Below are 24,892 nucleotides of genomic sequence, written 5' to 3' on the forward strand. Positions count from 1 at the left end.
ATCCTCGACGAAAGCTCGCGCTTGGCAGCTCGGTCTCGAAAAATCGACAAACCACGACAAAAATATCCTTCTCGATCGAATTTTCGGCTGGATTGACCCGATTTCTCTTCCGTTTTGTTATGATCTTGCGAAATTGCATCAAAATTCCTAGAAATCTGTCATGAGCCCTCCCGAGTCAAACATGGCCGGCAGGCTCGCTGATCGCGCCCTTACCGATCGTCCTTGGCACGGCCCGACGGGCTGTTGAATGATCGGAAAAACCGGCGCGGCACTCATCGCGGGTCGAATGACCCCACCCAAGGAGACAGACTATGACCCTCAAGACATTGACGGCGACCCTTGTCGCCTCGCTCGCCTTTGCGCCGCTTGCCCATGCAGATATCACCATCGGCCTGATTGCGCCGCTGACCGGCCCCGTCGCCGCCTATGGCGACCAGGTGAAGAACGGCGCTCAGACCGCCGTCGACGAGATCAATAAGAAGGGCGGGATCCTCGGCGAGAAGGTCGTCCTCGAACTGGCCGACGATGCCGGCGAACCGAAACAGGGCGTTTCCGCCGCCAACAAGGTCGTCGGCGACGGCATCCGCTTCGTCGTCGGCCCCGTCACCTCAGGTGTTGCGATTCCGGTTTCGGACGTTCTGGCCGAAAACGGCGTGCTGATGGTTACTCCGACCGCAACGGCCCCTGACCTAACCAAGCGCGGCCTCACCAACGTGCTGCGCACCTGCGGCCGCGACGACCAGCAGGCTGAAGTCGCCGCCAAATACGTGCTGAAGAATTTCAAGGACAAGCGCATCGCCGTCGTCAACGACAAGGGCGCTTACGGCAAGGGCCTCGCCGACGCCTTCAAGGCGACGCTGAATGCCGGCGGCGTCACCGAAGTCGTCAATGACGCAATCACCCCTGGCGACAAGGATTTCAGCGCGCTGACCACCCGCATCAAGTCCGAAAAGGTCGACGTGGTCTATTTCGGCGGCTACCACCCGGAAGGGGGCCTGCTCGCCCGTCAGTTGCATGACCTCGCCGCCAACGCGACGATCATCGGCGGCGACGGCCTCTCCAACACCGAATTCTGGGCGATCGGCACGGATGCCGCCGCCGGCACCGTCTTCACCAACGCTTCGGACGCCACCAAGAGCCCGGATTCCAAGGCCGCAGCCGAGGCGCTCGCCGCCAAGAACATCCCGGCCGAGGCCTTTACGCTCAACGCCTATGCCGCCGTCGAAGTGCTGAAAGCCGGCATCGAAAAGGCCGGCAGCGCCGAAGATGCGGAAGCCGTAGCGACCGCGCTGAAAGGCGGCATGGAGATCCCGACCGCCATCGGCAAACTCACCTACGGTGAAACCGGCGACCTCACTTCGCAGAGCTTCTCGCTCTACAAGTGGGAAGCCGGAAAGATCGTCGCCGCCGAGTAAGCCATCGCTGATCGCCATCGATCGGGCGCCCCTGTGGCGCCCGGTTTCGTTTTGCGGCCCTCGCTTGTGGCGGCAGATCGGTTATAACTTCGGAATCGCTTGTAATGTGAGCAACGTCATGACCAGACTCGAACGTCTCATCGACCAAGGCGTCGGCCGCGTGCCGGCCGATATCGTGCTGAAGGGCGGCAGCTTCTTCGATCTCGTCACCGGCGAACTCGTCCGCTCCGACATCGCCATCGGCGCCGACCGCATCGTCGGCACTTCAGGTGACTATGCGGGCGAAATCGAGATCGATATCTCGGGCAGAACAGTGGTTCCCGGCTTCATCGACACGCATCTGCACATCGAATCCTCGCTGGTGACGCCGCATGAATTCGACCGCTGCGTCCTGCCCTATGGCGTCACCACCGCGATCTGCGATCCGCACGAAATCGCCAATGTGCTGGGAAGCGCCGGCATCGAATTCTTTCTCGAATCGGCGCTGGAAACGATCATGGACATCCGCGTCCAGCTCTCCTCCTGCGTGCCGGCGACACATCTCGAAACCGCAGGCGCCGACCTACCGATCGAGCGCCTGCTGCCTTACCGCGACCATCCCAAGGTCATCGGCCTTGCCGAATTCATGAATTTCCCCGGGGTGATCCACAAGGATCCCGTCTGCATGGCAAAGCTCGACGCCTTCCAGGGCGGCCATATCGACGGTCACGCACCGCTGCTGTCCGGCAACGATCTCAATGGTTACCTCGCAGTCGGCATCCGCACCGAGCACGAATGCACGAGCGCAGCCGAAGCACTGGAAAAGATCCGCAAGGGCATGCACATCCTTGTGCGCGAGGGCTCTGTGTCCAAGGACCTCGCCGCTTTGATTCCGATCATCACCGAGCGGCTTTCACCCTACCTCGCGCTCTGCACCGACGACCGCAATCCGCTCGACATCGCCGAACAGGGCCATCTCGACCACATGATCCGCACGGCGATCGCCAGCGGCGTCGAAGCCTTAGCGATCTACCGCGCCGCCTCGATCTCGGCCGCCCGCGCCTTCGGCCTCAGGGACCGCGGCCTGGTGGCGCCGGGCTGGCGCGCTGATCTGGTCGTTCTCGACAGCCTGGAAAACTGCCGTGCCGAGATGGTCTTTTCGGCCGGCCGCCGCGTCACCGACGCACTCTTTTCCACACGCAGGCCAGTCGCCCCAATCGGTCTCGACAGCGTCAAGGCCCGGCCCGTCAACGCCGCCCATTTCGGCGTGCCCGTCGCCGAGGGCGAAACGCCTGTTATCGGCGTCATGCCGGGCAAGATCATCACGGAGCATCGCCGCTACCGCCTGCCGGTCAAGGGCAACGAGACGGCGGTCGACCTTGCCAACGATATCATCAAGGTCGCCGTCATCGAGCGCCATGGCAAGAACGGCAACCACGCCAACGGCTTCGTCCAGGGCTTCGGCCTGAAGAAGGGCGCGATTGCCTCCACCGTCGGCCATGACAGCCACAATATCTGCATCGTCGGCGTCAATGAGGACGACATGGCGCACGCCGCCAACCGCCTCGGTGAGATCAAGGGCGGCTTCGTCGTCGTCGAGGATGGCAAGGTGACCGGCGAAATCGCCCTGCCCATTGCCGGCCTGATGAGCCTCGAGCCCTACGAGACCGTCCGCGATACGCTGCACCATCTGCGCAAGGCCGCCTTCGCGCTCGGCGCCACGCTGGAAGAACCCTTCCTCCAACTCGCCTTCCTGCCGCTGCCTGTCATCCCGCACCTGAAAATATCCGACCGCGGCATGGTCGATGTGGACAAGTTCGCGTTGATTGGATGATGCAATTCCAAGGCTGACTCCGCAGCGGGCAACCTTTAACCGTCGCCTTCATTGTTTCAGCTGCAAGAATATCAAACTCGTGCACAAAACCCTTCCAGCGCCGCAAGCTTCACCAGTCCGGCGCTCACCACCGCCTCAAAACCCGGCATCTCAAGCGGTTCCCCGAGTACGATGCCGGCAGGCAGGCGGAATTCCGCTGGTTTGCGCGTCAGGTTGAAAACGAAGAGCAGTTTTTCGCCGCCCTTTTCGCGGGTGAAGGCGAGCAGGTCCTGGTTGGAGCCGAGGAAGGTCATCTCGCCGTCGATCAACGCCGGGTGGCTCTTCCGAAAGGCGAGCGTCCTGCGATAGTGATTGAGCACCGAGCTGCCGCTTCCCTCCTGCGTATCGACGGAAAGCCCCGCCTGCTCGTAGGGCACCGGCAGCCAGCTCTTCTCGGCCGAGGTGAAGCCCGCATGCGCCTTGCCAGCTTCCCAGGGCATCGGTGTGCGGCATCCGTCGCGGCCCTTGAAAGCCGGCCAGAAGCGGATGCCGTAGGGGTCGCGCAGATCCTCGAAGGCAAGCTCCGCCTCCGGCAGGCCGAGTTCCTCGCCCTGATAGAGGCAGATCGAACCGCGCAGCGCCGAAAGCACCGAAATCGCCAGCTTGGCGACGACAGGCCGCTCCTCCGCCGTCAGCGCAAAGCGGCTGACATGGCGCATGACGTCGTGATTGGAGAAAGCCCAGCAGACCCAGCCATCCGTGACCGCCTTCTGGAAGGCTTCGACGCACCCGCGAATATGCGCGGCGGTGAAATCCGAGCCCAGCAGGTCGAATGTGTAGCACATATGCAGCTTGTCATCGCCGCTCGTATAGGCGGCCACCGTCTTCAGCGAACGTGCCCCGTCGCCGACTTCGCCAACCGTCGTGCGATCCTCGTATTGGTCGAGCAGCACCCGGAATCGCTTGAGGAAGCCGATATTCTCCGGCTGCGTCTTGTCGTAGAGGTGGTTCTGCATGCCGTAAGGGTTGCTGTCGGGCGCATCGAGACCCCCGTCACTGGTATCGGGCTCGTGCGGCGGATTGCTTCTGAGCTGCTTGTCGCAGAAATAATAGTTGACGGTATCCAGCCGGAAGCCGTCGACGCCGCGGTCAAGCCAGAACTTCACCGTATTCAGCACCGCATCCTGCACTTCGCTGCTGTGGAAGTTGAGATCCGGCTGCGAGGTCAGGAAATTGTGCTGGTAATATTGGCGGCGCACGCCATCCCATTCCCAGCCCGGCCCGCCGAAGATCGACAGCCAATTGTTCGGCGCCGTACCGTCGGGCTTCGGGTCGGCCCAGACATACCAGTCCGCCTTCGCATTGGTCCGGCTCGTCCGGCTCTCGACGAACCAGGGATGGCGGTCTGATGTATGCGAGATCACCTGGTCGATGACCACCTTGATGCCGAGCCTGTGCGCCTCCGCCATCATCTCGTCGAAATCGGCGAGCGTCCCGAAGATCGGGTCGACATCGCAATAATCGGAAACGTCATAGCCCATGTCGGCCATCGGTGATTTGAAGAAGGGCGACAGCCAGATCGCGTCGACACCGAGGCTGGCAATATACGGCAGCCGGCGGGTGATTCCCCTGAGATCGCCGAGCCCGTCGCTGTTGGTGTCCTGAAACGAGCGTGGATAGACCTGATAGATCACCGCGCCGCGCCACCAGTCCGCATTCCCGCCTGCCTGCAATGCCATCGGCTATATCTCCTGCCTCGTTAGCGCTCGCCACACTAAAGCGGGCGAAACAAAAGACAACATGTGAGGTCATCATGGAGGTGCTGGCAATGTCGCAACGTGTCGTCGCGACCCGACAAGGGGGAGACGTATGGAGGCTTGTCCACAACCCGTTTCCAGCCTCCGGATTTGGGGTTGCAACGCGATTCCTTTGCGATAAGGTGCGCACTGACCTGCACGTAAGAGGTCAAACACCGGGAACAAATGTCTAATAAAGGCGCAAAGCCTAGAAAGGTGGACCCACGATGAACCAGTTAACGAAAAAATTTCTCGCCTCCGCAATGCTTGGCACATTGCTGGCGTTTTCGGCGCATGCGGCCACGCTCAACATTCACAATGGTGGCGATCCGCAGTCGCTCGATCCGCAGAAACTTTCCGGCGACTGGGAGAACCGCATCGCCGGCGACATTTTCGAAGGCCTCGTCACCGAGGACGCCAAGGATAATCCGATCCCCGGCCAGGCCGAAAGCTGGACCATTTCGCCGGATGGCAAGGTCTACACCTTCAAGCTTCGCGACGGCATCAAGTGGTCCGATGGCCAGCCGGTAACGGCAGGAGACTTCGTCTTCGCCTTCCAGCGCCTCGTCGACCCGAAGAACGCCGCCGACTATGCCTATCTGCAGTTCACCATCAAGAACGCCGAAAAGATCAACAAGGGTGAGATCACCGATTTCAGCCAACTCGGCGTCAAGGCGATCGACGACAAGACGCTCGAAATCACCCTGGAAAATCCGACGCCTTACTTCATTAACGCCCTGATGCATTACACGGCCTACCCGCTGCCGAAGCACGTCGTCGAAGCGAAGGGCCAGGATTGGGTCAAGATCGGCAATATCGTCACCAACGGCCCCTACAAGCCGGTCGAATGGGTTCCGGGTTCGCATGTCACGACCGTCAAGAACGACCAGTGGTACGGCACCAAGGACCTGAAGATCGACGGCGCCAAATTCTTCGTGCTCGAGGACCAGGAAGCCGCGCTGAAGCGTTACCGTGCCGGCGAATTCGACATTCTCACCGACTTCCCGACCGACCAGTACGAGTGGATGAAGAAGAACCTGCCGGGTCAGGCGCATGTCGCCCCCTTCTCCGGCCTCTATTATTACGTCGTCAATTCGCAGAAGCCGCCCTTCAGCGACAAGCGCGTCCGCCAGGCCCTCTCCATGGCGATCAACCGCGAAGTGATCGGTCCGCAGATCCTTGGCACCGGCGAACTGCCGGCTTACTCCTGGGTTCCGCCGGGCACGGCAAACTACGGCGAACCGGCCTATGTTTCCTGGAAGGATCTTCCTTACAAGGACAAGGTCGAAGAAGCCAAGAAGCTGCTGAAGGAAGCCGGCTTCGGCCCGGACAAGCCGCTTCACGCCGTTCTCAGCTACAACACCAACGACAACCACAAGCGCATCGCCGTTGCCATCGCCTCCATGTGGAAGCCGCTCGGCGTCGATGTCGAACTCGTCAATGCCGAAACCAAGGTGCATTACGACCAGATGCAGCGTGGCCAGGTCGAAATCGGCCGCGCTGGCTGGCTCGCCGACTACAACGATCCGGACAATTTCCTGAACCTCCTGGTGACAGGCGTGCAGATGAATTACGGCCGCTGGTCTAATCCCGAATACGACAAGATGATCAAGGACGGCAACGCCGAGACGGATCTGAAGAAACGCGCTGAAATCTTCAAGAAGGCCGAGCAGCTGGCGCTGGATGAATCCGCCGCCCTGCCGATCTACTACTATGTCTCGAAGAATGTCGTTTCGCCGAAGATTGAAGGCTTCGTCGACAACATTCAGGACATCCACCGCACCCGCTGGCTGTCGATGAAAGAGTAAGGGAAAACGGTCCTTTCCGCGCCTTGCGGAAAGGACCGGCCCACGACCATGATCAAATACGCCCTCCGTCGCCTCCTGTCGACGATCCCCGTCATGTGGATCGCCGTGACAGCTTCGTTTTTTGTTTTGCGCCTTGCCCCCGGCGGCCCTTTCGATGGCGAAAGGCCATTGCCGCCGGTGATCCTGAAGAACCTTGCGATCCACTACAATCTCGATAAGCCGCTCATCCAGCAGTACCTGATCTATGTCGGAGACCTACTGCGGGGCGACCTCGGCCCCTCGTTCGCCAGCGAGGATTTCACCGTCGCCCAGCAGATCATGATCGGTCTGCCCTACACCTTCACCATCGGTACGGCTGCCTTCCTGATTGCCATCATTGTCGGCGTCGCCGTCGGCTGTCTTGGGGCGCTCTACCAGAACAAGGCACCGGATTATATTCTGGGTGCGCTCATCCTGATCGGCGTCGTGCTGCCGAACTTCCTGATCGCGCCCATCCTGCAGCTCGTCTTCGGCATCCATCTCGCCTGGTTTCCGGTCGGCGGCTGGGGCGATGGCTCGATCAAATATCTCATCCTGCCGATTGTCGTTCTGGCGCTGCCGCATGCCGGCCGCATCTCGCGCATCACCCGCGGCTCGATGATCGAGGTGATGAACCAGAACTTCATTCGCACCGCCAAAGCCAAGGGCATCGGCCCGCGGCTGACTGTGATGCGCCACGCGCTGAAGCCTGCGCTGATGCCTGTCGTCTCCTATCTGGGACCCGCGGCAAGCTACCTTCTCACCGGCTCGCTGGTTGTCGAGAGCATCTTCGGATTGCCCGGCATCGGCCGCTATTTCGTCAACGCGGCGCTGAACCGCGATTACGGCATGGTTCTCGGCACGGTCATCTTCTACATGGTGCTGATCGTGTTCCTGAACCTTCTCGTCGACATCGCCTATGCGTGGCTCGACCCGAAAGTGAGAAACCGATGATCCTCAACCCCGCAAAACGCGAGCTGCTCGCCCAGGAACTGCTGGCGGCGGAAGGCCTTGCGCCCGAAAGCCGTTCGCTCACCAAGGATGCGCTGCGCCGTCTCGGGCGCAACAAGGCGGCTGTGCTTTCGATCGTCGTCCTGGCGCTGCTGATCCTGGCTGCCTTCCTCGGCCCCTGGTTCATTCCCTTCAATTACGAGGATCCGGATTGGGCCGCCTTCCGCATCCCGCCCTCGATCGAGACCGGCCATTATTTCGGCACCGACCCGAACGGCCGCGACCTCCTTGCCCGCGTGCTCTACGGCACCCGCGTTTCGCTCGCCGTGGCGCTGACTGCAACTGTCGTCTCCGTCTTCATCGGTGTGCTCTACGGCGCGGTATCGGGATATATCGGCGGCAGGTTGGATGCGATCATGATGCGCTTCGTCGATATCATGTATGCGCTTCCCTATATCCTCTTCGTCATCCTGTTGATGGTGATCTTCGGCCGCAACGTCTATCTGCTCTTTGCTGCAATCGGCGCACTGGAATGGCTGACCATGGCGCGCATCGTGCGCGGCCAGACGCTGTCGATCAAGCACCGGGAATTCATCGAGGCGGCCCGCGCTTCCGGTCAGCGGCCGTTCAAGATCATCATCAAGCATATCATTCCGAACCTCGTCGGCCCGGTGGTGATCTTTGCCGCACTGACCGTTCCCGAGATCATCGCCACTGAAAGCTTCCTGTCCTATCTCGGCTTCGGCGTGCAGGAACCGCTGACCTCGCTCGGCACGCTGATCGCCGAGGGAACCGATGCCATGGAAAGCATGCCGTGGCTGCTGGTCTTCCCGGCCAGCTTCCTCGTGGCGCTGCTGCTCAGCCTGCTCTTCATCGGCGACGGCCTGCGCGACGCGTTCGACCCGAAGGATCGATAAGAATGCCCCAGGAAACACAAAAAGATACGCTTCTCGAACTCAAAGACTATTCGATCACCTTCAAAACGCCGGATGGAGAGGTCAAGGCCGTCTCGAACATGAACCTCACCGTCCGGCGCGGCGAACGCATCGCTATCGTCGGCGAATCCGGCTCCGGCAAGAGCCAGACCTTCCTCGGCATCATGGGGCTGCTCGCCAAGAACGGCAGGACGACAGGACAGGCGCTGCTCGAAGGCAAGGACGTGCTGGCGCTGAAGCCGCGCGAACTCGACCAGATCCGCGGCAAGGACATGGCCATGGTCTTCCAGGACCCGATGACCGCCTTGAACCCGTCGCTGAAGATTTCCAGGCAGTTGACGGAACAGCTTGAGGTTCACGGCGGGCTGACGGCGCGCGCCGCCTCCACTGCTGCCCTCGACATGCTGAAACGTGTCGGCATCCCCGACCCGACGCGGCGCTTCAACCTCTATCCGCACGAGCTCTCCGGCGGCATGCGCCAGCGCATCGTCATCGCCATGGCGCTGCTCACCAAACCGAAGCTCCTGATCGCCGACGAGCCGACGACGGCGCTCGACGTCACCATCCAGGCGCAGATTCTCGATCTCTTCAACGACCTGACGGCGGAAATGAACACGGCGCTTGTCATGATCACCCACGATCTCGGCGTCGTCGCCGGCCTCGCCGACCGCGTCGCCGTCATGTATGCCGGCCGCATCGTCGAGGAGGCGCCCGTCGACGAGCTGTTCGACAATCCGGCTCATCCCTATACCGCGGCGCTGCATGCCTCGATCCCGCGCCCGGACCAGGATGTCGATGACCTCGTCGTCATTCCCGGCCGTCCGCCGAACCTGCAGCACCTGCCGAAGGGCTGCAATTTCTCGCCGCGCTGTTCGCAGGTCCAGGACGATTGCATCGACCGCCCGCCGCCGCTCGAAACGCTGGCGCCGCGCCACTGTGCAGCCTGCTACCACCCGTTCCCCCGCCGTGAGGAGTTGTTGAACCATGGCTGATCGTTCGCTTCTGAGGGTCGAGAACCTGACGACCCAGTTCGAACTGCCTGCGAAGGGCCTCTTCAAGCCGCCGGTCTTCCTCACCGCCGTCAACAATGTCAGCTTCGACCTTGCCGAAGGCCGCACGCTCGGCATCGTCGGCGAATCAGGCTGCGGCAAGTCCACGCTCGGCCGTTCCATCCTGCGGCTCCTGAAATCGCAGAAGGGCCGCATCCTCTGGCAGGGTCGCAATCTTCTCGACCTCTCGGAAGAGGAAATGCGCGCCGCCCGCCGCGACATGCAGATCATCTTCCAGGATCCGATCGCCTCGCTCGACCCGCGCATGACGGTCGGCGACATCATCGCCGAGCCGCTCACCGTTTTCGAGCCGAAGCTTTCGAAGGCCGAGCGCACCGAGCGCGTCCGCGAGATCATGACCGCCGTCGGACTGGTGCCCGAGATGATCAACCGCTATCCCCATGAATTCTCCGGCGGCCAGGCGCAGCGCATCGGCATTGCCCGGGCGGTCGTCACCAAACCCAAGCTCATCGTCTGCGACGAGCCGGTCTCGGCCCTCGACGTCTCGATCCAGGGCCAGGTGATCACGCTCCTGCGCAAACTGCGCAAGGAATTCGGCCTGACGCTGATCTTCATCAGCCACGATCTCTCGGTCGTGCGCCTGATCTCAGACGATGTGCTGGTGCTCTATCTCGGCAGGGTGGTGGAAGCCGGCGACTGCGCCACCGTCTTCGATCATCCGGCCCATCCCTATACGCAGGCGCTGTTTTCCGCAGCACCGATCCCGGATCCGAAGCTTGCGCGCCTGCGCACCCGCATCCGCCTGCAGGGCGATCCGCCCTCGCCGCTCAACCCGCCGAAAGGCTGCGTCTTCTCGCCGCGCTGCTGGAAGGCGACCGACATCTGCCGCACCGAAATGCCGCCGACCGAGGAAGTCCGCCCCGGCCAGAAGGCCGCCTGCTACCACATGGACAGGCCATGAATGGAACGAAGGCCAGCTGAAATGGCCTTCGCTCTTTTCCGAATATTTGCGCTTCCATCTCCAAGACGGGGCGTTCGGAAACGGGCTTGTTTCGGAATCTATAGTCGCTGATAACGAAGATTTAGATGGCGGTATGCTATTTCGTTCCGGCCTGATCATGGGCCAGGGGAACGTTACATGAAATCGAAACTGTCAGGATTGATCGCACTTGCGGCTGCGATCGTCACCGCCTCCGTCGTGCCGTCGAATGCCGAAGATCTGAAGTTCAAGCTCACCAACGGGACCGACTCCGTCCTGACGCGTTTCTACAGTTCGCCGACCGGCGTCGCCAACTGGGAAGAAGATGTATTCGGCGAGGACGTTCTCGATCCAGGCGAAAGCGTCAACATCACCATCGCCGACGGCCGCACGGTCTGCAAATACGATATGCGCTTCGAATTCGAAGAAGGTTCCGACCTCGCGACCACCGAAGACACGCAGGATCTTTGCGAACTCGGCAGCTACACAATCCACGAATAGGCATCCTTCGCCGGCGCCTGCCTTCGCTTCGTCTGTGGAGGCGGGCTTTTCATTCCTCATGGGATCGGCGCCGATGATATCGGCGCTTGTCTCTCCGCCCGGCTCCGCGTATCAGCGGACAATCAAAGCGATGGAGCGGCCTGTTGGATCAGCGGCGCTCATGCCGGGAGGACAAGGTGAGCGGAAGACGGTTTCTATCGATCGGTGAATGCATGGTGGAACTTTCGCAGGCGGGCGACGGCCTGCTGCGCAAGGGCTTTGCCGGCGATACCTTCAACACCGCCTGGTATGCCCGCGCCTGCCTTGCCGCCGACTGGTCTGTCGATTATTTCACCGCACTTGGCGACGACGCCATGTCGGATGAGATGGTGGCCTTCATCGAGACAGCAGGCATCGGCACGAGCCTCATCCGCCGCATCAGGGGCAAGACGCCCGGCCTTTACATGATCAATCTGAAGAATGGCGAGCGATCCTTCAGCTACTGGCGCGACAATTCGGCCGCCCGCAGCCTGGCCGCCGATCCCGACTGCCTGCGTGAGGCGGTGGAAAGCGCTGATGTCGTCTATTTCTCCGGCATCACTCTTGCCATCCTGCCGCAGGAGGACGCCACGACGCTGCTCGCCGAAATCCGCCGCGCCAAGGCCGCCGGCAAGCTCGTGGTGTTCGATCCGAACATCCGCCCCCGCCTCTGGTCGAGCTACGACGTGATGCACGCGACGATCAGCGAGGGCGCCCGCTCCTCCGTGCTCGTCATGCCGAGCTTCGACGACGAGGCCGCCCATTTCGGCGACGATTCCATCGACGCGACCATCCACCGCTATAAGGCGCTCGGCGCCGTCAATATTGTCGTCAAGAACGGTGCGGATGGCGTCAGGTTGAATTTCGCCGGCGAGGAAACCTTCGTTCCGGCCGAGAAGGTGAAGAAGGTAGTCGATACGACAAGCGCCGGCGACAGTTTCAATGGCGCCTTCCTTTCCCGATATCTGGAAACCGGCGATGCGCCCGCCGCCGCCCGCTTCGCGGCAGGCGTGGCGGCTCGCGTCGTCAGTGAACATGGAGCGTTGGTCGTGAAGGAAAAGCTTGGCCTGAGCAGCGGCCGGACCCGCGCATGACGATATAACAAGAATGCCATGCGCGGGCGCTCCCCGCTTATCGGCATTCCTGCTCCCGGAGCGAAACAGGAAATCAGGACTTCGTCGGCCGATCGGTCTCGCGAACCGCCTCGTCATGATACCAGCAGCTGTCGAGCGCTGCATCGCAGATGTCGGCTGCCTCGCGCTCCATCATCCGGGCGCGTTCGAACCGGCTGGCGGCCCGCGGCGGCCTGACAGGAAACTGGTAGATCGTTGCGGATTCACGATGGAAACCGGTGGGCATGAGATCGCCTCCATTCAGCTTGCGCATCAACATTTGCCACCGAAACCATAGCACGATGCACAGAGTTTATGCAAATTGCATAAAATATATGCATCGCCATCACGGTGATTGATCGCTATGCTGTCTGCCACAGAAGCTGGCGCCTATTTGTTCAACACGTCATCAGTTTATGCTAACGCCCAAATTTTCATCCGGTTCCACGGCCAAAAATTCCTTTCTCCCTGATGATTCAGCCTTCGGCTGTGAAATCGGGCTGCTTTCGGGGAAGCGGAAAAAAGCGCGCGGGCCGGCTGATTCGCGCATTTTCTTTCGCGGGGCATCAAACTGGCACGCTACATGCTTGAATAGATGCATCCCCTGGCGGTCGGATGCGTTTGCGCGCCGAGATCGTCTCCGGATTTGCTCACCTTCGTAGCATTGAGAGAGTCACGATGACAAAATATAAGCTCGAGTATATTTGGCTCGATGGGTACACTCCGGTACCGAACCTGCGTGGCAAGACGCAGATCAAGGAATTTGACGTATTCCCGACGCTGGAACAGCTTCCGCTTTGGGGCTTTGACGGCTCCTCGACGCAGCAGGCCGAAGGCCGCAGCTCCGATTGCGTGCTGAAGCCCGTCGCCATCTATCCCGACCCGGCCCGTACCAACGGCGCGCTGGTCATGTGCGAAGTCATGATGCCCGATGGCGTCACGCCGCACCCGAGCAACGCCCGCGCCACCATCCTCGACGACGAAGATGCCTGGTTCGGCTTCGAACAGGAATATTTCTTCTACCAGAACGGTCGTCCGCTCGGCTTCCCCGAACAGGGCTACCCGGCTCCGCAGGGCCCTTATTACACCGGCGTCGGCTATTCGAATGTCGGCGACGTCGCCCGCGAAATTGTCGAGGAACATCTCGACCTGTGCCTGGCCGCCGGCATCAACCACGAAGGCATCAATGCCGAAGTGGCCAAGGGCCAGTGGGAATTCCAGATTTTCGGCAAGGGCTCCAAGAAGGCCGCCGACCAGATCTGGATGGCTCGCTACCTGCTGCAGCGCCTGACCGAAAAGTACGGCATCGACATCGAGTATCATTGCAAGCCGCTCGGCGATACCGACTGGAACGGTTCGGGCATGCACTGCAACTTCTCCACCAAGTATATGCGCGAAGTCGGCGGCAAGGCCTATTTCGAAGCGCTGATGGCGCAGTTCGAAAAGAACCTGATGGACCACATCAATGTCTACGGCCCTGACAACGACAAGCGCCTGACCGGCAAGCACGAAACGGCTCCGTGGAACAAGTTCTCCTACGGTGTAGCCGACCGCGGCGCTTCGATCCGCGTGCCGCACTCCTTCGTCAAGAACGATTACAAGGGCTATCTGGAAGATCGCCGCCCGAATTCGCAGGGTTGCCCCTACCAGATCGCTTCGCAGGTTCTGAAGACGATCTCGGAAGTTCCGATCGCAGGCTCGGCTTCCGCTGCCGCCTAACCTCCCAAACGGCGCCGGTCCATGACCGGCGCCGTCATTCCTTCCGCTTGAAATCTGCGATCGGCCGCTGACATATTCGCGGAGATCGAGCCGTTAAGGCTCTGCAAACACAGACATGCGGCTGTAATATTTCCATCATGGTCATGCCTCAAAATAGGCAAGCGGGAATCGCCGTTCCGGAACCCCGCTTTGGGGTTGAGCGTTGGCATATCACTGCAACGCGGATGGAAATCGTGACATGCTGCAACGTCCGGCAAACACTTACAGCGGCGAGAGCTGGGCCAATGCCGCATCCGCCGGCAATCTGCCGGAACGGCTCGTAATCGTCACCGACGCCTGGCATCCGCAGGTCAACGGGGTGGTGCGCTCGATCGAGAACACCAACCGCGAACTGGCAAAGCTGGGCGTCGAAGTCTCGATGGTCACGCCGGAGCGCTTCAACAGCATCCCCTGCCCGACCTATCCCGAGATCCGCCTCTCGATCGCTAGCTATCGCCGCGTCGCCCGTGAGATCGAGAAGCACAATCCCTCCTACGTGCATATCGCCACTGAAGGCCCGCTGGGGCTCACCGCCCGCCGTTGGTGCCTGCGCAAGCGCATGCCCTTCTCGACCAGCTATCACACGCGTTTTCCGGAATATGTTTCCGCCCGCTTGCCGATCCCGCAGAGCTGGCTCTATGCCTTCGTGCGCTGGTTCCATAATGGCGGCGCCGGCTGCATGGTCGCGACGCCGAGCCTTGCCCGCGAGCTATCGGCGCGCGGCATCAAGAACCTGATGCCCTGGACCCGTGGCATCGACGCCTCGCAGTTCCATCCCATGCCGCTTGAAGACGAACCCCTCGGTCTCCCTCGCCCGATCTTCATGACGGTTGGTCGCGTGGCGCTGGAAAAGAACCTGCCAGCCTTTCTCGATCTCGACCTGCCCGGTTCGAAGGTCGTCGTCGGCGACGGCCCGGCGCGCGCCGAACTGGAGCAGCGCTATCCCCGGGTTCACTTCACCGGCGTGAAGTTCGGCGAGGAACTGGCAAAAACCTACGCCCAAGCCGACGTCTTCGTCTTTCCGTCGCTGACCGATACCTTCGGCAATACCATCCTCGAAGCGCTGGCCTCGGGCGTCCCGGTCGCCGCCTATCCCGTCACCGGCCCTCTCGACATCATCGGCGAGGACAGCGAAGTGGGCGCGCTCGATCAGGACCTTCAGGCCGCATGCCTTGCCGCGCTCTCGGCCTCGCGCGAAAAAGCCCGCGACCTTGCCATGCAATATTCCTGGGAAGCCGCGACGCTGCAGTTCATCAACAATATCCGCGCCGCCAACGGCGTCATCACGCCGAAATGGAAGAAGGCCTGGCAATTCGCCAAGTCGCTTCCGCGGGGCAGAAAGCCCGGCGAAACCGCCGGGCCTGTCCCTTCCGGAGACTGATCAATTCCTTTTGTGTAAGGCGCTGCGAAGCGTGTCGTTCGCGACCGCAAGCGCGCTGCGGACGGCCGGCGTTTCGGTAATCGCATTCAGCAGCACGAAGTCGTGGATCGTACCGTTGTAGCGGATCGAGGTGACCTTGACGCCGGCCTGGCTGAGCTTGCGGCCATAGGCTTCGCCTTCGTCGCGCAATACATCGTTTTCATCGGTGATGATGAGGGCCGACGGCAGATCGTTGAGCTGCTCCAGCGATGCCTGCAGCGGCGAAGCGGTCGGCTCCTTGCGCTTGGCCTCGTCAGGCAGGTAGGCGTTCCAGAACCACTTCATCGCTTCCCTGGTCAGCCACGGGCCGTTGGCGAACTGGTTGTAGGAGCCATTGTCGAAATTGGCATCGGTGACCGGGTAGAACAGCACCTGCTGGTCGATGGCAGGACCGCCGCGTTCCTTGGCAAGCAGCGTCACCACTGCCGCCATGTTGCCGCCGACGCTGTCACCTGCGACCGCGAGCCTGCTGGCGTCGACCTTGAACTCCTTGGCATGCTCGGCGACATATTTGGTCGCGGCATAGGCCTGCTCGATGGCCACGGGATAACGAGCCTCCGGCGAGCGTTCGTAATCGACGAAAACGACTGCGGCATCGGCGCCGTTGGCGATTTCGCGCACCAGCCGGTCATGTGTATCGGCATCACCCAGCACCCAGCCGCCGCCATGGAAATAGAGAATGACCGGAAGCGTGCCCTTGGCATGTTCCGGGCGGACGATGCGCAGCTTGATGCTGTCCGTCGGGCCTGCCTTGATGACCTTGTTCTCTTCCTGCGCAGGAAGCTTCTTGACGTCGCCTTTCTGCGCACCGGCGAGCACATTGCGGGCATCGGCCGGCGACAGCGTGTAGATCGGTTTGCCGCCGGCAAGCCCGTCGATGAATTTCTGCGTCGTCGGTTCGAGTACCGGATCGGCAAGCGCGCCGACGGCGGAAGCTGCCAGGAGTGCTACTGCGGAAACTGCGGTCTTGATGGTCGACATCGTCTCGTCCTCTCGTTTTTTGATGTTCGTCCTGAACACCGTTTTTATATCGCGCACGATTATTTATCGAACAATCTAAATTTGCGCATAGCTGTCATGCACAAAAATCGTTTCCGATTATTTATCGCGCGATATAGATTCCATCAGTTTTGGAGACAACCCATGCAGGATCCGCTGAAGCTCGACAATTTCATCTGCTTCGCCGTCTATACGGCAAGCCATGCACTGAACCGCGTCTACAAGCCGCTTCTCGACTCGCTCGGTCTCACCTATCCGCAATATCTGACGATGGTTTCACTCTGGGAGCAGGACGGCCAGACCGTCGGCGGCCTCGGCGAAAAGCTCTTCCTGGAATCAAGCACGCTGACGCCTCTGCTGAAGCGCCTGGAAACCGCTGGTTATGTCAGACGCGAACGCAGCAGGGACGACGAACGCGTCGTGGTGCTTCGGCTGACGGAGGAAGGCAAGCACCTCAGGGAAAAGGCAATCGGCATCCCCGGCTGCATCGTCGCTGCCAGCGGTCGCTCTGCAGTCGATCTCACCCGGCTGCAGAGCGAAATCGTGGCGCTGCGCGAGGCGCTGAACAAAAGCGTGGCTTAGGCGCCAGCGGCTCGACCCCGGGTCCGGCAGGACAGAGGGGGTGCCAAACGCAGCAACGCCAATCAGCGCGCTAAAACTCTATGTCCGCCTCTTCTTGCCTTCGAACGGATTGTCGGCCGAACGGAAATGGATGCGGATCGGCACGCTCGGCATGTCGAAATCGGCGCGCAACCCGTTGATCAGATAGCGCGTATAGGATTCCGGCAGCGCGTCGGAGCGGGTGCAGGAGATCATGAAGGCCGGTGGGCGAGCCTTGACCTGCGTCATGTATTTCAGCTTGATGCGGCGGCCGGAGACGGCCGGTGGCGGATGCTGGATCTGCTGCGTCTCCAGCCAGCGATTGAGCCGCGCCGTCGAAATGCGCTTGTTCCAGACCTTGTCCGTATCGATGATCGACTGCATCAGCTTGTCGAGACCCCAGCCGGTCTGGCCGGAGATCGGCACGGCGCGGATGCCGCGCGCCTGTGGCAACAGACGGTCGGTCTTTTCGCGCAGATCCGCAAGCACCGCCTGCCGATCCTCGATCATGTCCCATTTGTTGAAGGCGAGAACGGCCGCGCGGCCCTCGCGCAGCACCAGATCGACGATCTGCAGGTCCTGCTTCTCGAAGGGGATCGTCGCGTCGAAGACGATGACGACGGTTTCGGCAAAACGGATGGCGCGCAACGCGTCGGCGACGGAAAGCTTCTCCAGCTTCTCGATCACCCGCGCCTTGCGCCGCATGCCTGCGGTGTCGAACATCTTGATGGTACGGCCGCGCCAGTCCCATTCGACCGAGATGGAGTCGCGGGTGATGCCTGCCTCCGGCCCGGTCAAAAGCCGGTCCTCGCCGAGGAAGCGGTTGATCAGCGTCGACTTGCCGGCATTCGGCCGGCCGACGATCGCCACCCTGAGCGGCTTCGTTTCGTCATAGGCGGGCTCTTCGTCCTCGTCGCCCTCGCCCTCCGCCTGGGAGACGTCGACGTTGGTGACGGCGACATCCTCCTTGGTCGGATAGGCCCGGTCTTCGCCGATTGCCGCGACGATCGCGTCGCGCAGGTCGATCATGCCCTGCCCGTGCTCAGCCGAAATCGGCGTCGGTTCGCCGAGGCCCAGCGTATAGGCGTCATAGAAACCGCTGTCGGATCCGCGCGCTTCGGATTTGTTGGCGACGAGCACCACCGGCTTGCCGCGTCGGCGCAGCATTTCCGCAAGGGCCGTATCGACGGGAGTCAGCCCGCTCTTGGCATCGACGACGAAGAGCGAAAGATCGGCCTCGTCGATCGCCGCTTCCGTCTGGGCGCGCATGCGGCCCTGCAGACTTTCCTCGTCCGCCTCTTCAAGGCCGGCCGTGTCGATGATGGTGAAAGTCAGGCCCATCAGCCGGGCATCGCCCGGCCGGCGGTCGCGGGTCACGCCTGGCGTGTCGTCGACAAGCGCCAGCTTCTTGCCGACCAGCCGGTTGAAAAGCGTCGATTTGCCGACATTCGGACGACCGACGATCGCGACCGTGAAACTCATTCTTTTTCCTTAAAACTCAGCCCTGCGCGGCGGGCGCCTTGCCGGATGCGGTAATGAGATCAAGCATCATATGGGCGCGATTGGCAACATTGCGCGGGCTGTCGGTATCGTCGACGATCGACTGGAACCATTGCCGCGCCTGGGCCATGTTACCGGCCTTATAGGAAGCAAGGCCGAGCGCTTCGCGCGCCGAATGGCGGAAGGCGTTGCCCGGCACGGCCATTTCCTCGATCGCGGCCGAAACCTGCTCGTAGGAACCGTTTTCGATCAGCAGCCAGCCTGCACGCATTTTGGCGGCATCACGCACGGCAGCCGGAACGCCGTTGTCCTTGCCGATCTCGTTGAAGGCAGCGATCGCCGCAGCAGCATCGCCCTTCTGCGCCTGGACGGTTGCGGCCCGCATGCGCGCCAGCACCGGATAGGCGCCATGGCCTTCCTTTTCGAGCTTGTCGAGTGCTGCCAGCGCCTCGTCGTTCTTATTCTCGTCGGCAAGCTTCATCGCCGCCAGGAACTGGTCGCCGGCGCCCGAGGAGCGGTTGTCGTCCCAGTATTCGTAGAGAACCTTGCCGGCTGTACCGGCGACGATCAGGATGGCGACGACGATGATATAACGGCCGAAGCGGCGCCAGGCGCCTTTCATCTGATCGGACCGCAATTCCTCATTGACTTCACGGATGAAGCTGTCGTCGTTGAATGCCATTCTCGTCTCCGGCCGCGGAAATACCCATACACCATGCAAAACGCATATTGTCGGGCCTTCTACTCCATTTTGCCGCCGTTGTAAGGGGGATGTGAAAGATTAGAGCAATTCCAGGGAAAGTGCGGCGCGGTTTTCCCAGGCAAAGCGCGAAGCGCTTTTGCCGGGAATTGCGTAAAACAAAAAATTAGAGCGGTTCTGCGCTTCCATGAAAGGCTGAACCGCTCTATCCCGAGCGCGTCCGACAGGAGGCTCTAACACTTTGAATCTGCGCATAATCCTTTCGGAAAATCGGAATCGATTTTCGGTGCTATGCGCCGGTCACATCACCAGAGGCGAGACCCCGATCAACCATTCGTGCAGCTTCCAGATGATCAGCGCCCAGACGACAATGCCGATGGCGACGGCATAGAGGTCGTATTTGGCCGAGACGAACGGCCGGAGCGTGATCTCGCCGGCCCGCTGCCGCCGCTTGAGGGAAATGCGCAGGATGACGCCCCAGGCCAGAAATGCAGCAAACAACAGGACCGACGAGGTCTCGCCATTGGCGAGTAGGTGCGCCAACGCCCAGATCTTCACCGACAGCACCATCGGATGTTTGGTCTTCGTCGCGATATGCCCCGCCGGCAGCAGCGAAGCGACGAGACAGATCATCGCGATCAGCATCAGCGTAATCGCGATATGCGCCGTCCAGACCGGCGGATTGTAAAGCATGCCGGTGACCTGCCGGGCCTGACCGAAACCGTAGATCAGGAGGATCAGCGTGAGAATGCTCGCGATCGAATAGCCGGCCCGCCAGCCCTTCTCGCCGAGGCTTGCGATCATCGAGCGGCGAAAGCCCGGGGCCACCACCCGCACGAGATGCACACCGAGAAAAAGTATGATTCCGACGATAAGCAACGTCATTGCGCATCCCTTCCGTGCCGTTTGTCATGGCTTAGCGGCTGGCGTGAAAAAATGCCAGCACGACCGCAGCTTCGCCGCAATTCTGGTAAAGGAAACCGCGAACAAATTGTCGCGGTGTCCATGTCTCGTTCTCTCCTCTCCACCTGTCTGGCTGCCTCGTTCCTGCTACCGGCAATCGCCGAGTCGGCCGACCAGCCGAAACAGCTGGCCATCATCTCGTTCGACGGCGCCCACGACAATGCGCTCTGGTTGAAGAGCCGCGAGATGGCCGCGAAGAACGGCGCCCACTTCACCTATTTCCTCTCCTGCACCTTCCTGATGAACGAGGCGGCGAAGAAGGCCTACCAGGCGCCGCACCAGAAACGCGGAAAATCCAATGTCGGCTTCGCCCAGAGCGACGACGAGATCCGCGAGCGTCTCGGCAATATCTGGCACGCCCATCTCGAAGGGCACGACATATCGAGCCATGCCTGCGGCCATTTCGACGGCCGGCTCTGGAGCGAGGCCGACTGGTCGGCCGAATATGCGACCTTTCACGCGACCCTGAAAAATGCCTGGAAGAGTGTCGGGCTTGAGGAGCCGGCCGGCTGGCAGGATCTGGTCGATCACGGCGTCAAGGGCTTTCGCGCCCCCTATCTCTCGGCGACCGCGGGCGCCGACATGATCGCCGCCGAAAAGAAGGCGGGCTTCAGCTATGATGCGAGTCTCGTCACCAAGGGCCCGGCCATGCCCGTCGAGGAAGACGGCATCATCCGCTTCGGCCTGCCGCTGATCCCCGAAGGCCCGAACGAGAAGCCGATCATCGGCATGGACTACAATCTCTTCGTGCGGCACTCCAAGGGTGAGGAAGATTCCGCAGACAGCGCGGCCTTCGAGCAGCGCGCCTATTCAGCCTTCAAAGAGGCCTTCGACAAGCAATATGCCGGCAGCCGAATTCCCCTTCAGCTCGGCTTCCACTTCGTGGAAATGAACGGCGGCGCCTACTGGCGCGCCCTCGACCGCCTGGTCAGCGACGTCTGCCACCGGGCTGACGTCGCCTGCGTCAGCTATTCGGAAGCGATCCCGATGATCGAGGCACGTGGCAAACTGCAACAGACGTCGGGGCTTTGAAGGGGCATTTCGACAACTGAGACGAGGTGCCGTGCGGCCCCCTCATCCGCCGACGTTTCGATCACGGACAAGCCCTACCCATCAACCATCGGCATGCACAACGCCCGCGTCACGCTCCAGATATTGCTGGTCAATTTCCGGCAACGGCTCGTCATCGATTGCCGCTTCGAAGGCCTTAAGACGCTTGTGGATGGAAAGCAGCTCGATGATCGTCGTCCATGCATTGACGAGATACTGGAACGAGTTGCTGACCTGGCCGAAGGCGGTCGAAATCTGCTGGAAGATGCCGTAGGTGATGGCACCTGCGACAATCGTCGGCACCAGCATGAAGATCACGAAGAGCGCGTCGGCCTGACTGTAGAAATTGCGGGCGACATTGAAATACATGTAGTGAAAATACATGCGATAATAATTGCGGCGAACGTTGTCGAAGAGTTCTCGGACTGTCAGCGGCTGGGCTCTTTCCGCATGGTCTTCGCCATAGACGAGCTCCTTGCGATAGGCCGCCTCGACACGCTGATTGCGGAAGTTCAGGCCCGGCAGCTTGATGCCGACGACTGCCAGCAACACGGTGCCGAACGCAGACCAGAAGAGCGCCAGCCAGAAGAGCGAATTCGCCACCGGCCCGATGACTGGCAGGGCGGTCACATAGTGCGAAAGTGCCAGAAGGATCGGCAGGAAGACCACAAGCGTCATCACCGAATTGATGAGGCTGATGCCGAGAACTTCGAGCGTGCTCGCAAAACGCATCGTGTCTTCCTGAACGCGCTGTGAAGCACCTTCGATGTGACGCAGCTTTTCCCACTTCGACATGTAGAAATTGTTCATCGCCGTGCGCCAGCGGAAGATGTAGTGGCTGGTGAAGAAGTCGGTCATGATCGACACGAACATGCTGAGAAACGCGATCTGACAGAAGACCCACATCAGGCTGTAGAAATTGTCGACCGTGATACCCGGCTGCTTCGACAACGCATTCTGCAGAAGATCGCCGAAGGGACGGCGCCAATTGTTGATCACGACGGTGATCTGGACGCCGAAATAGGTCACGAAAATGATCAGCGCCGAACCCCAGATCGACCACAGCTTCCAGGGATGGTTCCGCGCTATCAGATGCCATGCGCCGCAGAAGATCAGCGCCGACAGAAAGAAATAGCTGTAGAACCAGACATTTTCCGGCAGCAGGAAGAATGAGAGATCAATCGGCTGCTGTTCCTCGGCAACTGGCGCATAACCGAGCGATGCACCGAGACCAGCGGCGAAGAGATACCAGCCGGCAATGGAAATCAGCGTCCAAACGACGAGCGAAGTAAAGAACGCCTTCGGCTGGGGAAAAAAGGAATGAAACACGGGGAGCTTTGCTTTCCTGAATACTGTGAGTCTCGGGAGTGTCGTGGAACACTGATTTTGCCGGAAACTAAGGCAGTTCGAAGGAAGCAGCAATGGGCTTGGCCGATTGTTACGGAGATGTAACCGGTTAAGCGACTTTCCTGATAACCGGCATCACCATTGCAGCGCAGGCGACGAGTGCAACTGCGGCGATTATTGTCGGGATGGTGAAACTGCCCGAGCGCTCGGCGATCCAGCCGGCAACAACAGGCCCGCCGATCTGGCCGACGCCGAAGGCGGCGGTCATCATGGCGAGAATCCGCCGCGGGCTCTCCGGGGAAAGATTGCGGCCGATCTGCAGGCCGTAAGCGGTGATCGCCAGAAAGGTCGCCCCGAACAGCGCACCACCGATCAGCGGTGCGACGGAAGGCGGCAGCGCCACGGTCGCCAGCACGCCGGCGGCCTCGACCAGAAGTGCCGCGATATAGACGCCGCCGAGCCCGAGCGGTCTGACCAACGGCTTCCAGGCAAAGAGCGCCACCGCCGCTGTCAGGCCGGCAATGAACCAGCAGAGGAATTCGACGAAAGGCCCGGTTGCAGAAAGGCGAGCGATGGTGACGAGGAAAGTCGCGGTGATGACGTAGCCGAAGCCGAACAGGCCGTAGGACAGCGTCAGCAGCACCATCGCCCGGTTCCAGACCAGCGCCGGCTCCTTGCCCGCCTGCGCCGATTGCGCCGGGGCAGACGGCAGCAGCAGGAAGACGACGACGAGGCTTGCCGCGCAATAGATTGCACCGCCGATCCAGTCGGCCCGCCAACCACCCGGCCCGTCGTGAAAGCCGAGGCCGATCAGAAACACCATGACCGAGGACAGCGCAATGCCCGCCCCCGGCCCACCGAAATGCGCCGCCTGCACATGGTCATTGCCGGCAGCCGCCCCGTGGCTGAGCACGATCGACGAGGTGAAGACCATCGCAAAGGCGCTGGCGAGACCGGCCAGGAAACGGATGATTGCAAAGATCGCGACGGAATCCGTGGCGGCCATGGCGGCGAGCAGAATTGCTGTGGCAAACAGCGCCAGCAGCGCCACCAGCCGCTCGCGCCCCGCCGCCCAGCCATAGGCGGCAAGCACGGCGCCGGCGAGATAACCGACGAAATTCGCCGAGGCGATAAAGCCTGCATCCGCCGCCGAAAGCGGCACCCCGCTGATCATGCCCGGCAGAATCGGCGTGTAGGAGAAGCGCCCGAAACCCATGGCGGCGGCCATCGCAACGGCGCCGGCGGCGGCGGTGGAAACGAGGTTGGGCGGGGAGTGAGGGGTGCGCACGAGCATGCAGCGCTTATCGCGCCGCAGCACCGGCATCACAATCAAGTAATTCTGATCGATTGATCAATTTCCCAAAACATCAAAGGTTCTCGGCGGCACTTGAAAGGAACTATCGTACAATATATATCTTACGACATAGCTAACAATACATCTAACGATGAAAGGAAAAGCCATGAGAGGTTTCAAAGGCGGTATGTTCGGCGGAGAATTCCGCATGGGCCGCAAATTCGCGGCGGGCGACCTGCAGCTCGTCATCCTGGCCCTGCTCGGTGAGCAGCCGCGTCACGGCTACGAATTGATAAAGATATTGGAGGAGCGCTCGGGCGGTTTTTATGTGCCGAGCCCCGGCGTCATCTATCCCGCACTCACCTATCTCGAGGAAACCGGCCTTGCCGAGGTGGAGGCTGAGGGCGCCAAGAAGCTCTACCGCATCACCGAGGCCGGCCGCAGCCGCGTCGAGGAAAACCGCGCCATGATCCTGCATACCTTCGCCAAGCTGGAACGCATCGGCGAGAAGATGGCCCATGTGAAGCGTTTCTTCGAAACCGACCGTCACGGCGCCGACGAAGGCGATGACGGCGATTTCATGCAGGACGGCGGCGATATCCGCGCCGCCCGCATGCTGCTGCGCTCGGCCCTGCGCATGCGCTATCCCTGGTCGAAACCCGAAGCCGCCCGCATCGCCGGGATATTGGAACGCGCCGCCACCGAAATCCTGCAAGGCGGCAGGCTGGAAACGCGGGGGTGAGGAGGAAGGCTGGCCGGCGAGCTCAGTGAGTTGACGAGTGCGCTAACCTTTCCTCCCTCGTTCCTGTGCTCGTCACAGGAATCCAGTGCGCCCAAGTCCTTGGGCGCGGGAGACTCTCTTCAACTCCCGCATGGATTCATTCACCGCGCAGACGCGCGTTGGCTGGATTCCTGTGACGAGCACA

22 protein-coding genes are annotated in these 24,892 nt (G+C 61.1%); 14 read left to right on the forward strand and 8 right to left on the reverse strand.

From position 1 onward, the window contains the following. Positions 1-311 precede the first annotated feature (311 nt). Positions 312-1,415 (forward strand): branched-chain amino acid ABC transporter substrate-binding protein, encoded by a 1,104-nt coding sequence (locus PO860_RS14725; RefSeq protein ID WP_273881194.1) that lies wholly within the window; start codon positions 312-314, stop codon positions 1,413-1,415. Positions 1,416-1,533: 118 nt separating this feature from the next. Then, positions 1,534-3,228 (forward strand): adenine deaminase, encoded by a 1,695-nt coding sequence (gene ade, locus PO860_RS14730; protein WP_273881195.1) that lies wholly within the window; start codon positions 1,534-1,536, stop codon positions 3,226-3,228. Between the two features lie 71 nt (positions 3,229-3,299). Here ade and bglA read toward each other — a convergent pair whose 3' ends face one another. After that, on the reverse strand, positions 3,300-4,946 hold the full coding sequence (gene bglA / locus PO860_RS14735) for a beta-galactosidase BglA (protein ID WP_183607983.1): 1,647 nt from the start codon (positions 4,944-4,946) through the stop codon (positions 3,300-3,302). Between the two features lie 284 nt (positions 4,947-5,230). Here bglA and PO860_RS14740 point away from each other — a divergent pair, with 284 nt between their 5' ends. The 7 genes from PO860_RS14740 to PO860_RS14770 all read left to right on the forward strand — a co-directional run bounded on the left by PO860_RS14740 (position 5,231) and on the right by PO860_RS14770 (position 12,317). Next, complete coding sequence (locus PO860_RS14740) at positions 5,231-6,811, forward strand: peptide ABC transporter substrate-binding protein (protein ID WP_273884329.1); 1,581 nt, start codon at positions 5,231-5,233, stop codon at positions 6,809-6,811. Positions 6,812-6,859: 48 nt separating this feature from the next. Beyond that, positions 6,860-7,783 (forward strand): ABC transporter permease subunit, encoded by a 924-nt coding sequence (locus PO860_RS14745; protein WP_017965401.1) that lies wholly within the window; start codon positions 6,860-6,862, stop codon positions 7,781-7,783. After that, on the forward strand, positions 7,780-8,697 hold the full coding sequence (locus PO860_RS14750; RefSeq protein WP_183607981.1) for an ABC transporter permease: 918 nt from the start codon (positions 7,780-7,782) through the stop codon (positions 8,695-8,697). The genes PO860_RS14745 and PO860_RS14750 overlap by 4 nt, the downstream gene beginning before the upstream one ends. A gap of 2 nt (positions 8,698-8,699) precedes the next feature. Continuing rightward, positions 8,700-9,707, forward strand: coding sequence for an ABC transporter ATP-binding protein (locus PO860_RS14755; RefSeq protein WP_183607980.1), 1,008 nt, complete (start codon positions 8,700-8,702; stop codon positions 9,705-9,707). After that, the gene (locus tag PO860_RS14760) at positions 9,700-10,686 is read left to right on the forward strand and encodes an ABC transporter ATP-binding protein (RefSeq protein WP_183607979.1); all 987 of its coding nucleotides are present in this window, start codon (positions 9,700-9,702) and stop codon (positions 10,684-10,686) included. Before PO860_RS14755 ends, PO860_RS14760 begins: the two co-directional genes overlap by 8 nt. A 177-nt stretch (positions 10,687-10,863) precedes the next feature. After that, positions 10,864-11,205 carry a hypothetical protein gene (locus PO860_RS14765; protein ID WP_272781915.1) on the forward strand — a complete coding sequence of 114 codons (342 nt, stop codon included), beginning with the start codon at positions 10,864-10,866 and terminating at the stop codon, positions 11,203-11,205. Between the two features lie 212 nt (positions 11,206-11,417). Further along, positions 11,418-12,317 carry a sugar kinase gene (locus tag PO860_RS14770; RefSeq protein ID WP_246718317.1) on the forward strand — a complete coding sequence of 300 codons (900 nt, stop codon included), beginning with the start codon at positions 11,418-11,420 and terminating at the stop codon, positions 12,315-12,317. A 73-nt stretch (positions 12,318-12,390) separates the two neighbouring features. On the opposite strand, the gene gstI is transcribed toward PO860_RS14770, so the two are convergent. Next, the gene (gene gstI / locus PO860_RS14775) at positions 12,391-12,582 is read right to left on the reverse strand and encodes a glutamine synthetase translation inhibitor GstI (RefSeq protein ID WP_183607976.1); all 192 of its coding nucleotides are present in this window, start codon (positions 12,580-12,582) and stop codon (positions 12,391-12,393) included. A 431-nt stretch (positions 12,583-13,013) separates the two neighbouring features. On the opposite strand from gstI, the gene PO860_RS14780 reads away from it, so the two are divergent. Further along, the gene (locus PO860_RS14780; RefSeq protein WP_183607975.1) at positions 13,014-14,054 is read left to right on the forward strand and encodes a glutamine synthetase beta-grasp domain-containing protein; all 1,041 of its coding nucleotides are present in this window, start codon (positions 13,014-13,016) and stop codon (positions 14,052-14,054) included. A 238-nt stretch (positions 14,055-14,292) separates the two neighbouring features. Next, positions 14,293-15,474 carry a glycosyltransferase family 4 protein gene (locus PO860_RS14785; protein WP_273881199.1) on the forward strand — a complete coding sequence of 394 codons (1,182 nt, stop codon included), beginning with the start codon at positions 14,293-14,295 and terminating at the stop codon, positions 15,472-15,474. Here PO860_RS14785 and PO860_RS14790 read toward each other — a convergent pair whose 3' ends face one another. Further along, complete coding sequence (locus tag PO860_RS14790; protein ID WP_273884330.1) at positions 15,475-16,494, reverse strand: alpha/beta hydrolase; 1,020 nt, start codon at positions 16,492-16,494, stop codon at positions 15,475-15,477. It lies immediately after the preceding gene. Positions 16,495-16,656: 162 nt separating this feature from the next. On the opposite strand from PO860_RS14790, the gene PO860_RS14795 reads away from it, so the two are divergent. After that, entirely contained in the window at positions 16,657-17,094 is a 438-nt protein-coding gene (locus PO860_RS14795; protein WP_273884331.1) for a MarR family winged helix-turn-helix transcriptional regulator, read from the forward strand. Between the two features lie 78 nt (positions 17,095-17,172). On the opposite strand, the gene der is transcribed toward PO860_RS14795, so the two are convergent. The 3 genes from der to PO860_RS14810 all read right to left on the reverse strand — a co-directional run bounded on the left by der (position 17,173) and on the right by PO860_RS14810 (position 20,197). Then, the gene (der, locus tag PO860_RS14800) at positions 17,173-18,594 is read right to left on the reverse strand and encodes a ribosome biogenesis GTPase Der (protein ID WP_273884332.1); all 1,422 of its coding nucleotides are present in this window, start codon (positions 18,592-18,594) and stop codon (positions 17,173-17,175) included. A gap of 16 nt (positions 18,595-18,610) precedes the next feature. Next, positions 18,611-19,294: a tetratricopeptide repeat protein gene (locus PO860_RS14805; RefSeq protein ID WP_272781910.1), complete on the reverse strand. Its 684-nt coding sequence runs from the start codon at positions 19,292-19,294 to the stop codon at positions 18,611-18,613. Between the two features lie 318 nt (positions 19,295-19,612). After that, complete coding sequence (locus PO860_RS14810; protein WP_273884333.1) at positions 19,613-20,197, reverse strand: NnrU family protein; 585 nt, start codon at positions 20,195-20,197, stop codon at positions 19,613-19,615. 120 nt (positions 20,198-20,317) lie between these two features. Between PO860_RS14810 and PO860_RS14815 the strand changes: the two genes are divergently transcribed. Beyond that, positions 20,318-21,307 (forward strand): polysaccharide deacetylase family protein, encoded by a 990-nt coding sequence (locus PO860_RS14815; protein WP_273884334.1) that lies wholly within the window; start codon positions 20,318-20,320, stop codon positions 21,305-21,307. 81 nt (positions 21,308-21,388) lie between these two features. Here the strand turns inward: PO860_RS14815 and sbmA are convergent, their stop codons facing one another. After that, positions 21,389-22,654, reverse strand: coding sequence for a peptide antibiotic transporter SbmA (gene sbmA / locus PO860_RS14820; RefSeq protein ID WP_273884335.1), 1,266 nt, complete (start codon positions 22,652-22,654; stop codon positions 21,389-21,391). A gap of 127 nt (positions 22,655-22,781) precedes the next feature. Continuing rightward, complete coding sequence (locus PO860_RS14825) at positions 22,782-23,966, reverse strand: YbfB/YjiJ family MFS transporter (protein WP_273884336.1); 1,185 nt, start codon at positions 23,964-23,966, stop codon at positions 22,782-22,784. A gap of 166 nt (positions 23,967-24,132) precedes the next feature. Between PO860_RS14825 and PO860_RS14830 the strand changes: the two genes are divergently transcribed. Further along, a complete protein-coding gene (locus PO860_RS14830) occupies positions 24,133-24,708 on the forward strand; it encodes a PadR family transcriptional regulator (RefSeq protein WP_273884337.1) in 576 nt (191 codons plus the stop codon). The last annotated feature ends 184 nt before the right edge of the window (positions 24,709-24,892 follow it).

This window comes from Rhizobium binxianense (genome assembly GCF_028994275.1).
In the GTDB taxonomy this organism is placed as follows: Bacteria; Pseudomonadota; Alphaproteobacteria; order Rhizobiales; family Rhizobiaceae; genus Rhizobium; species Rhizobium binxianense.

Bases quoted from the DNA above. Each gene is read 5' to 3' on its own strand.
- PO860_RS14805 (WP_272781910.1), bottom strand. From the start codon at position 19,294: ATGGCATTCAACGACGACAGCTTCATCCGTGAAGTCAATGAGGAATTG.
- PO860_RS14780 (WP_183607975.1), top strand. From the start codon at position 13,014: ATGACAAAATATAAGCTCGAGTATATTTGGCTCGATGGGTACACTCCG.
- PO860_RS14745 (WP_017965401.1), top strand. From the start codon at position 6,860: ATGATCAAATACGCCCTCCGTCGCCTCCTGTCGACGATCCCCGTCATG.
- PO860_RS14785 (WP_273881199.1), top strand. From the start codon at position 14,293: ATGCTGCAACGTCCGGCAAACACTTACAGCGGCGAGAGCTGGGCCAAT.
- PO860_RS14765 (WP_272781915.1), top strand. From the start codon at position 10,864: ATGAAATCGAAACTGTCAGGATTGATCGCACTTGCGGCTGCGATCGTC.
- PO860_RS14770 (WP_246718317.1), top strand. From the start codon at position 11,418: ATGGTGGAACTTTCGCAGGCGGGCGACGGCCTGCTGCGCAAGGGCTTT.
- PO860_RS14815 (WP_273884334.1), top strand. From the start codon at position 20,318: ATGTCTCGTTCTCTCCTCTCCACCTGTCTGGCTGCCTCGTTCCTGCTA.
- PO860_RS14760 (WP_183607979.1), top strand. From the start codon at position 9,700: ATGGCTGATCGTTCGCTTCTGAGGGTCGAGAACCTGACGACCCAGTTC.
- der (WP_273884332.1), bottom strand. From the start codon at position 18,594: ATGAGTTTCACGGTCGCGATCGTCGGTCGTCCGAATGTCGGCAAATCG.
- PO860_RS14790 (WP_273884330.1), bottom strand. From the start codon at position 16,494: ATGTCGACCATCAAGACCGCAGTTTCCGCAGTAGCACTCCTGGCAGCT.
- PO860_RS14825 (WP_273884336.1), bottom strand. From the start codon at position 23,966: ATGCTCGTGCGCACCCCTCACTCCCCGCCCAACCTCGTTTCCACCGCC.
- PO860_RS14750 (WP_183607981.1), top strand. From the start codon at position 7,780: ATGATCCTCAACCCCGCAAAACGCGAGCTGCTCGCCCAGGAACTGCTG.
- PO860_RS14830 (WP_273884337.1), top strand. From the start codon at position 24,133: ATGAGAGGTTTCAAAGGCGGTATGTTCGGCGGAGAATTCCGCATGGGC.
- PO860_RS14725 (WP_273881194.1), top strand. From the start codon at position 312: ATGACCCTCAAGACATTGACGGCGACCCTTGTCGCCTCGCTCGCCTTT.
- PO860_RS14810 (WP_273884333.1), bottom strand. From the start codon at position 20,197: ATGACGTTGCTTATCGTCGGAATCATACTTTTTCTCGGTGTGCATCTC.
- ade (WP_273881195.1), top strand. From the start codon at position 1,534: ATGACCAGACTCGAACGTCTCATCGACCAAGGCGTCGGCCGCGTGCCG.
- PO860_RS14755 (WP_183607980.1), top strand. From the start codon at position 8,700: ATGCCCCAGGAAACACAAAAAGATACGCTTCTCGAACTCAAAGACTAT.
- PO860_RS14795 (WP_273884331.1), top strand. From the start codon at position 16,657: ATGCAGGATCCGCTGAAGCTCGACAATTTCATCTGCTTCGCCGTCTAT.
- gstI (WP_183607976.1), bottom strand. From the start codon at position 12,582: ATGCCCACCGGTTTCCATCGTGAATCCGCAACGATCTACCAGTTTCCT.
- PO860_RS14740 (WP_273884329.1), top strand. From the start codon at position 5,231: ATGAACCAGTTAACGAAAAAATTTCTCGCCTCCGCAATGCTTGGCACA.
- bglA (WP_183607983.1), bottom strand. From the start codon at position 4,946: ATGGCATTGCAGGCAGGCGGGAATGCGGACTGGTGGCGCGGCGCGGTG.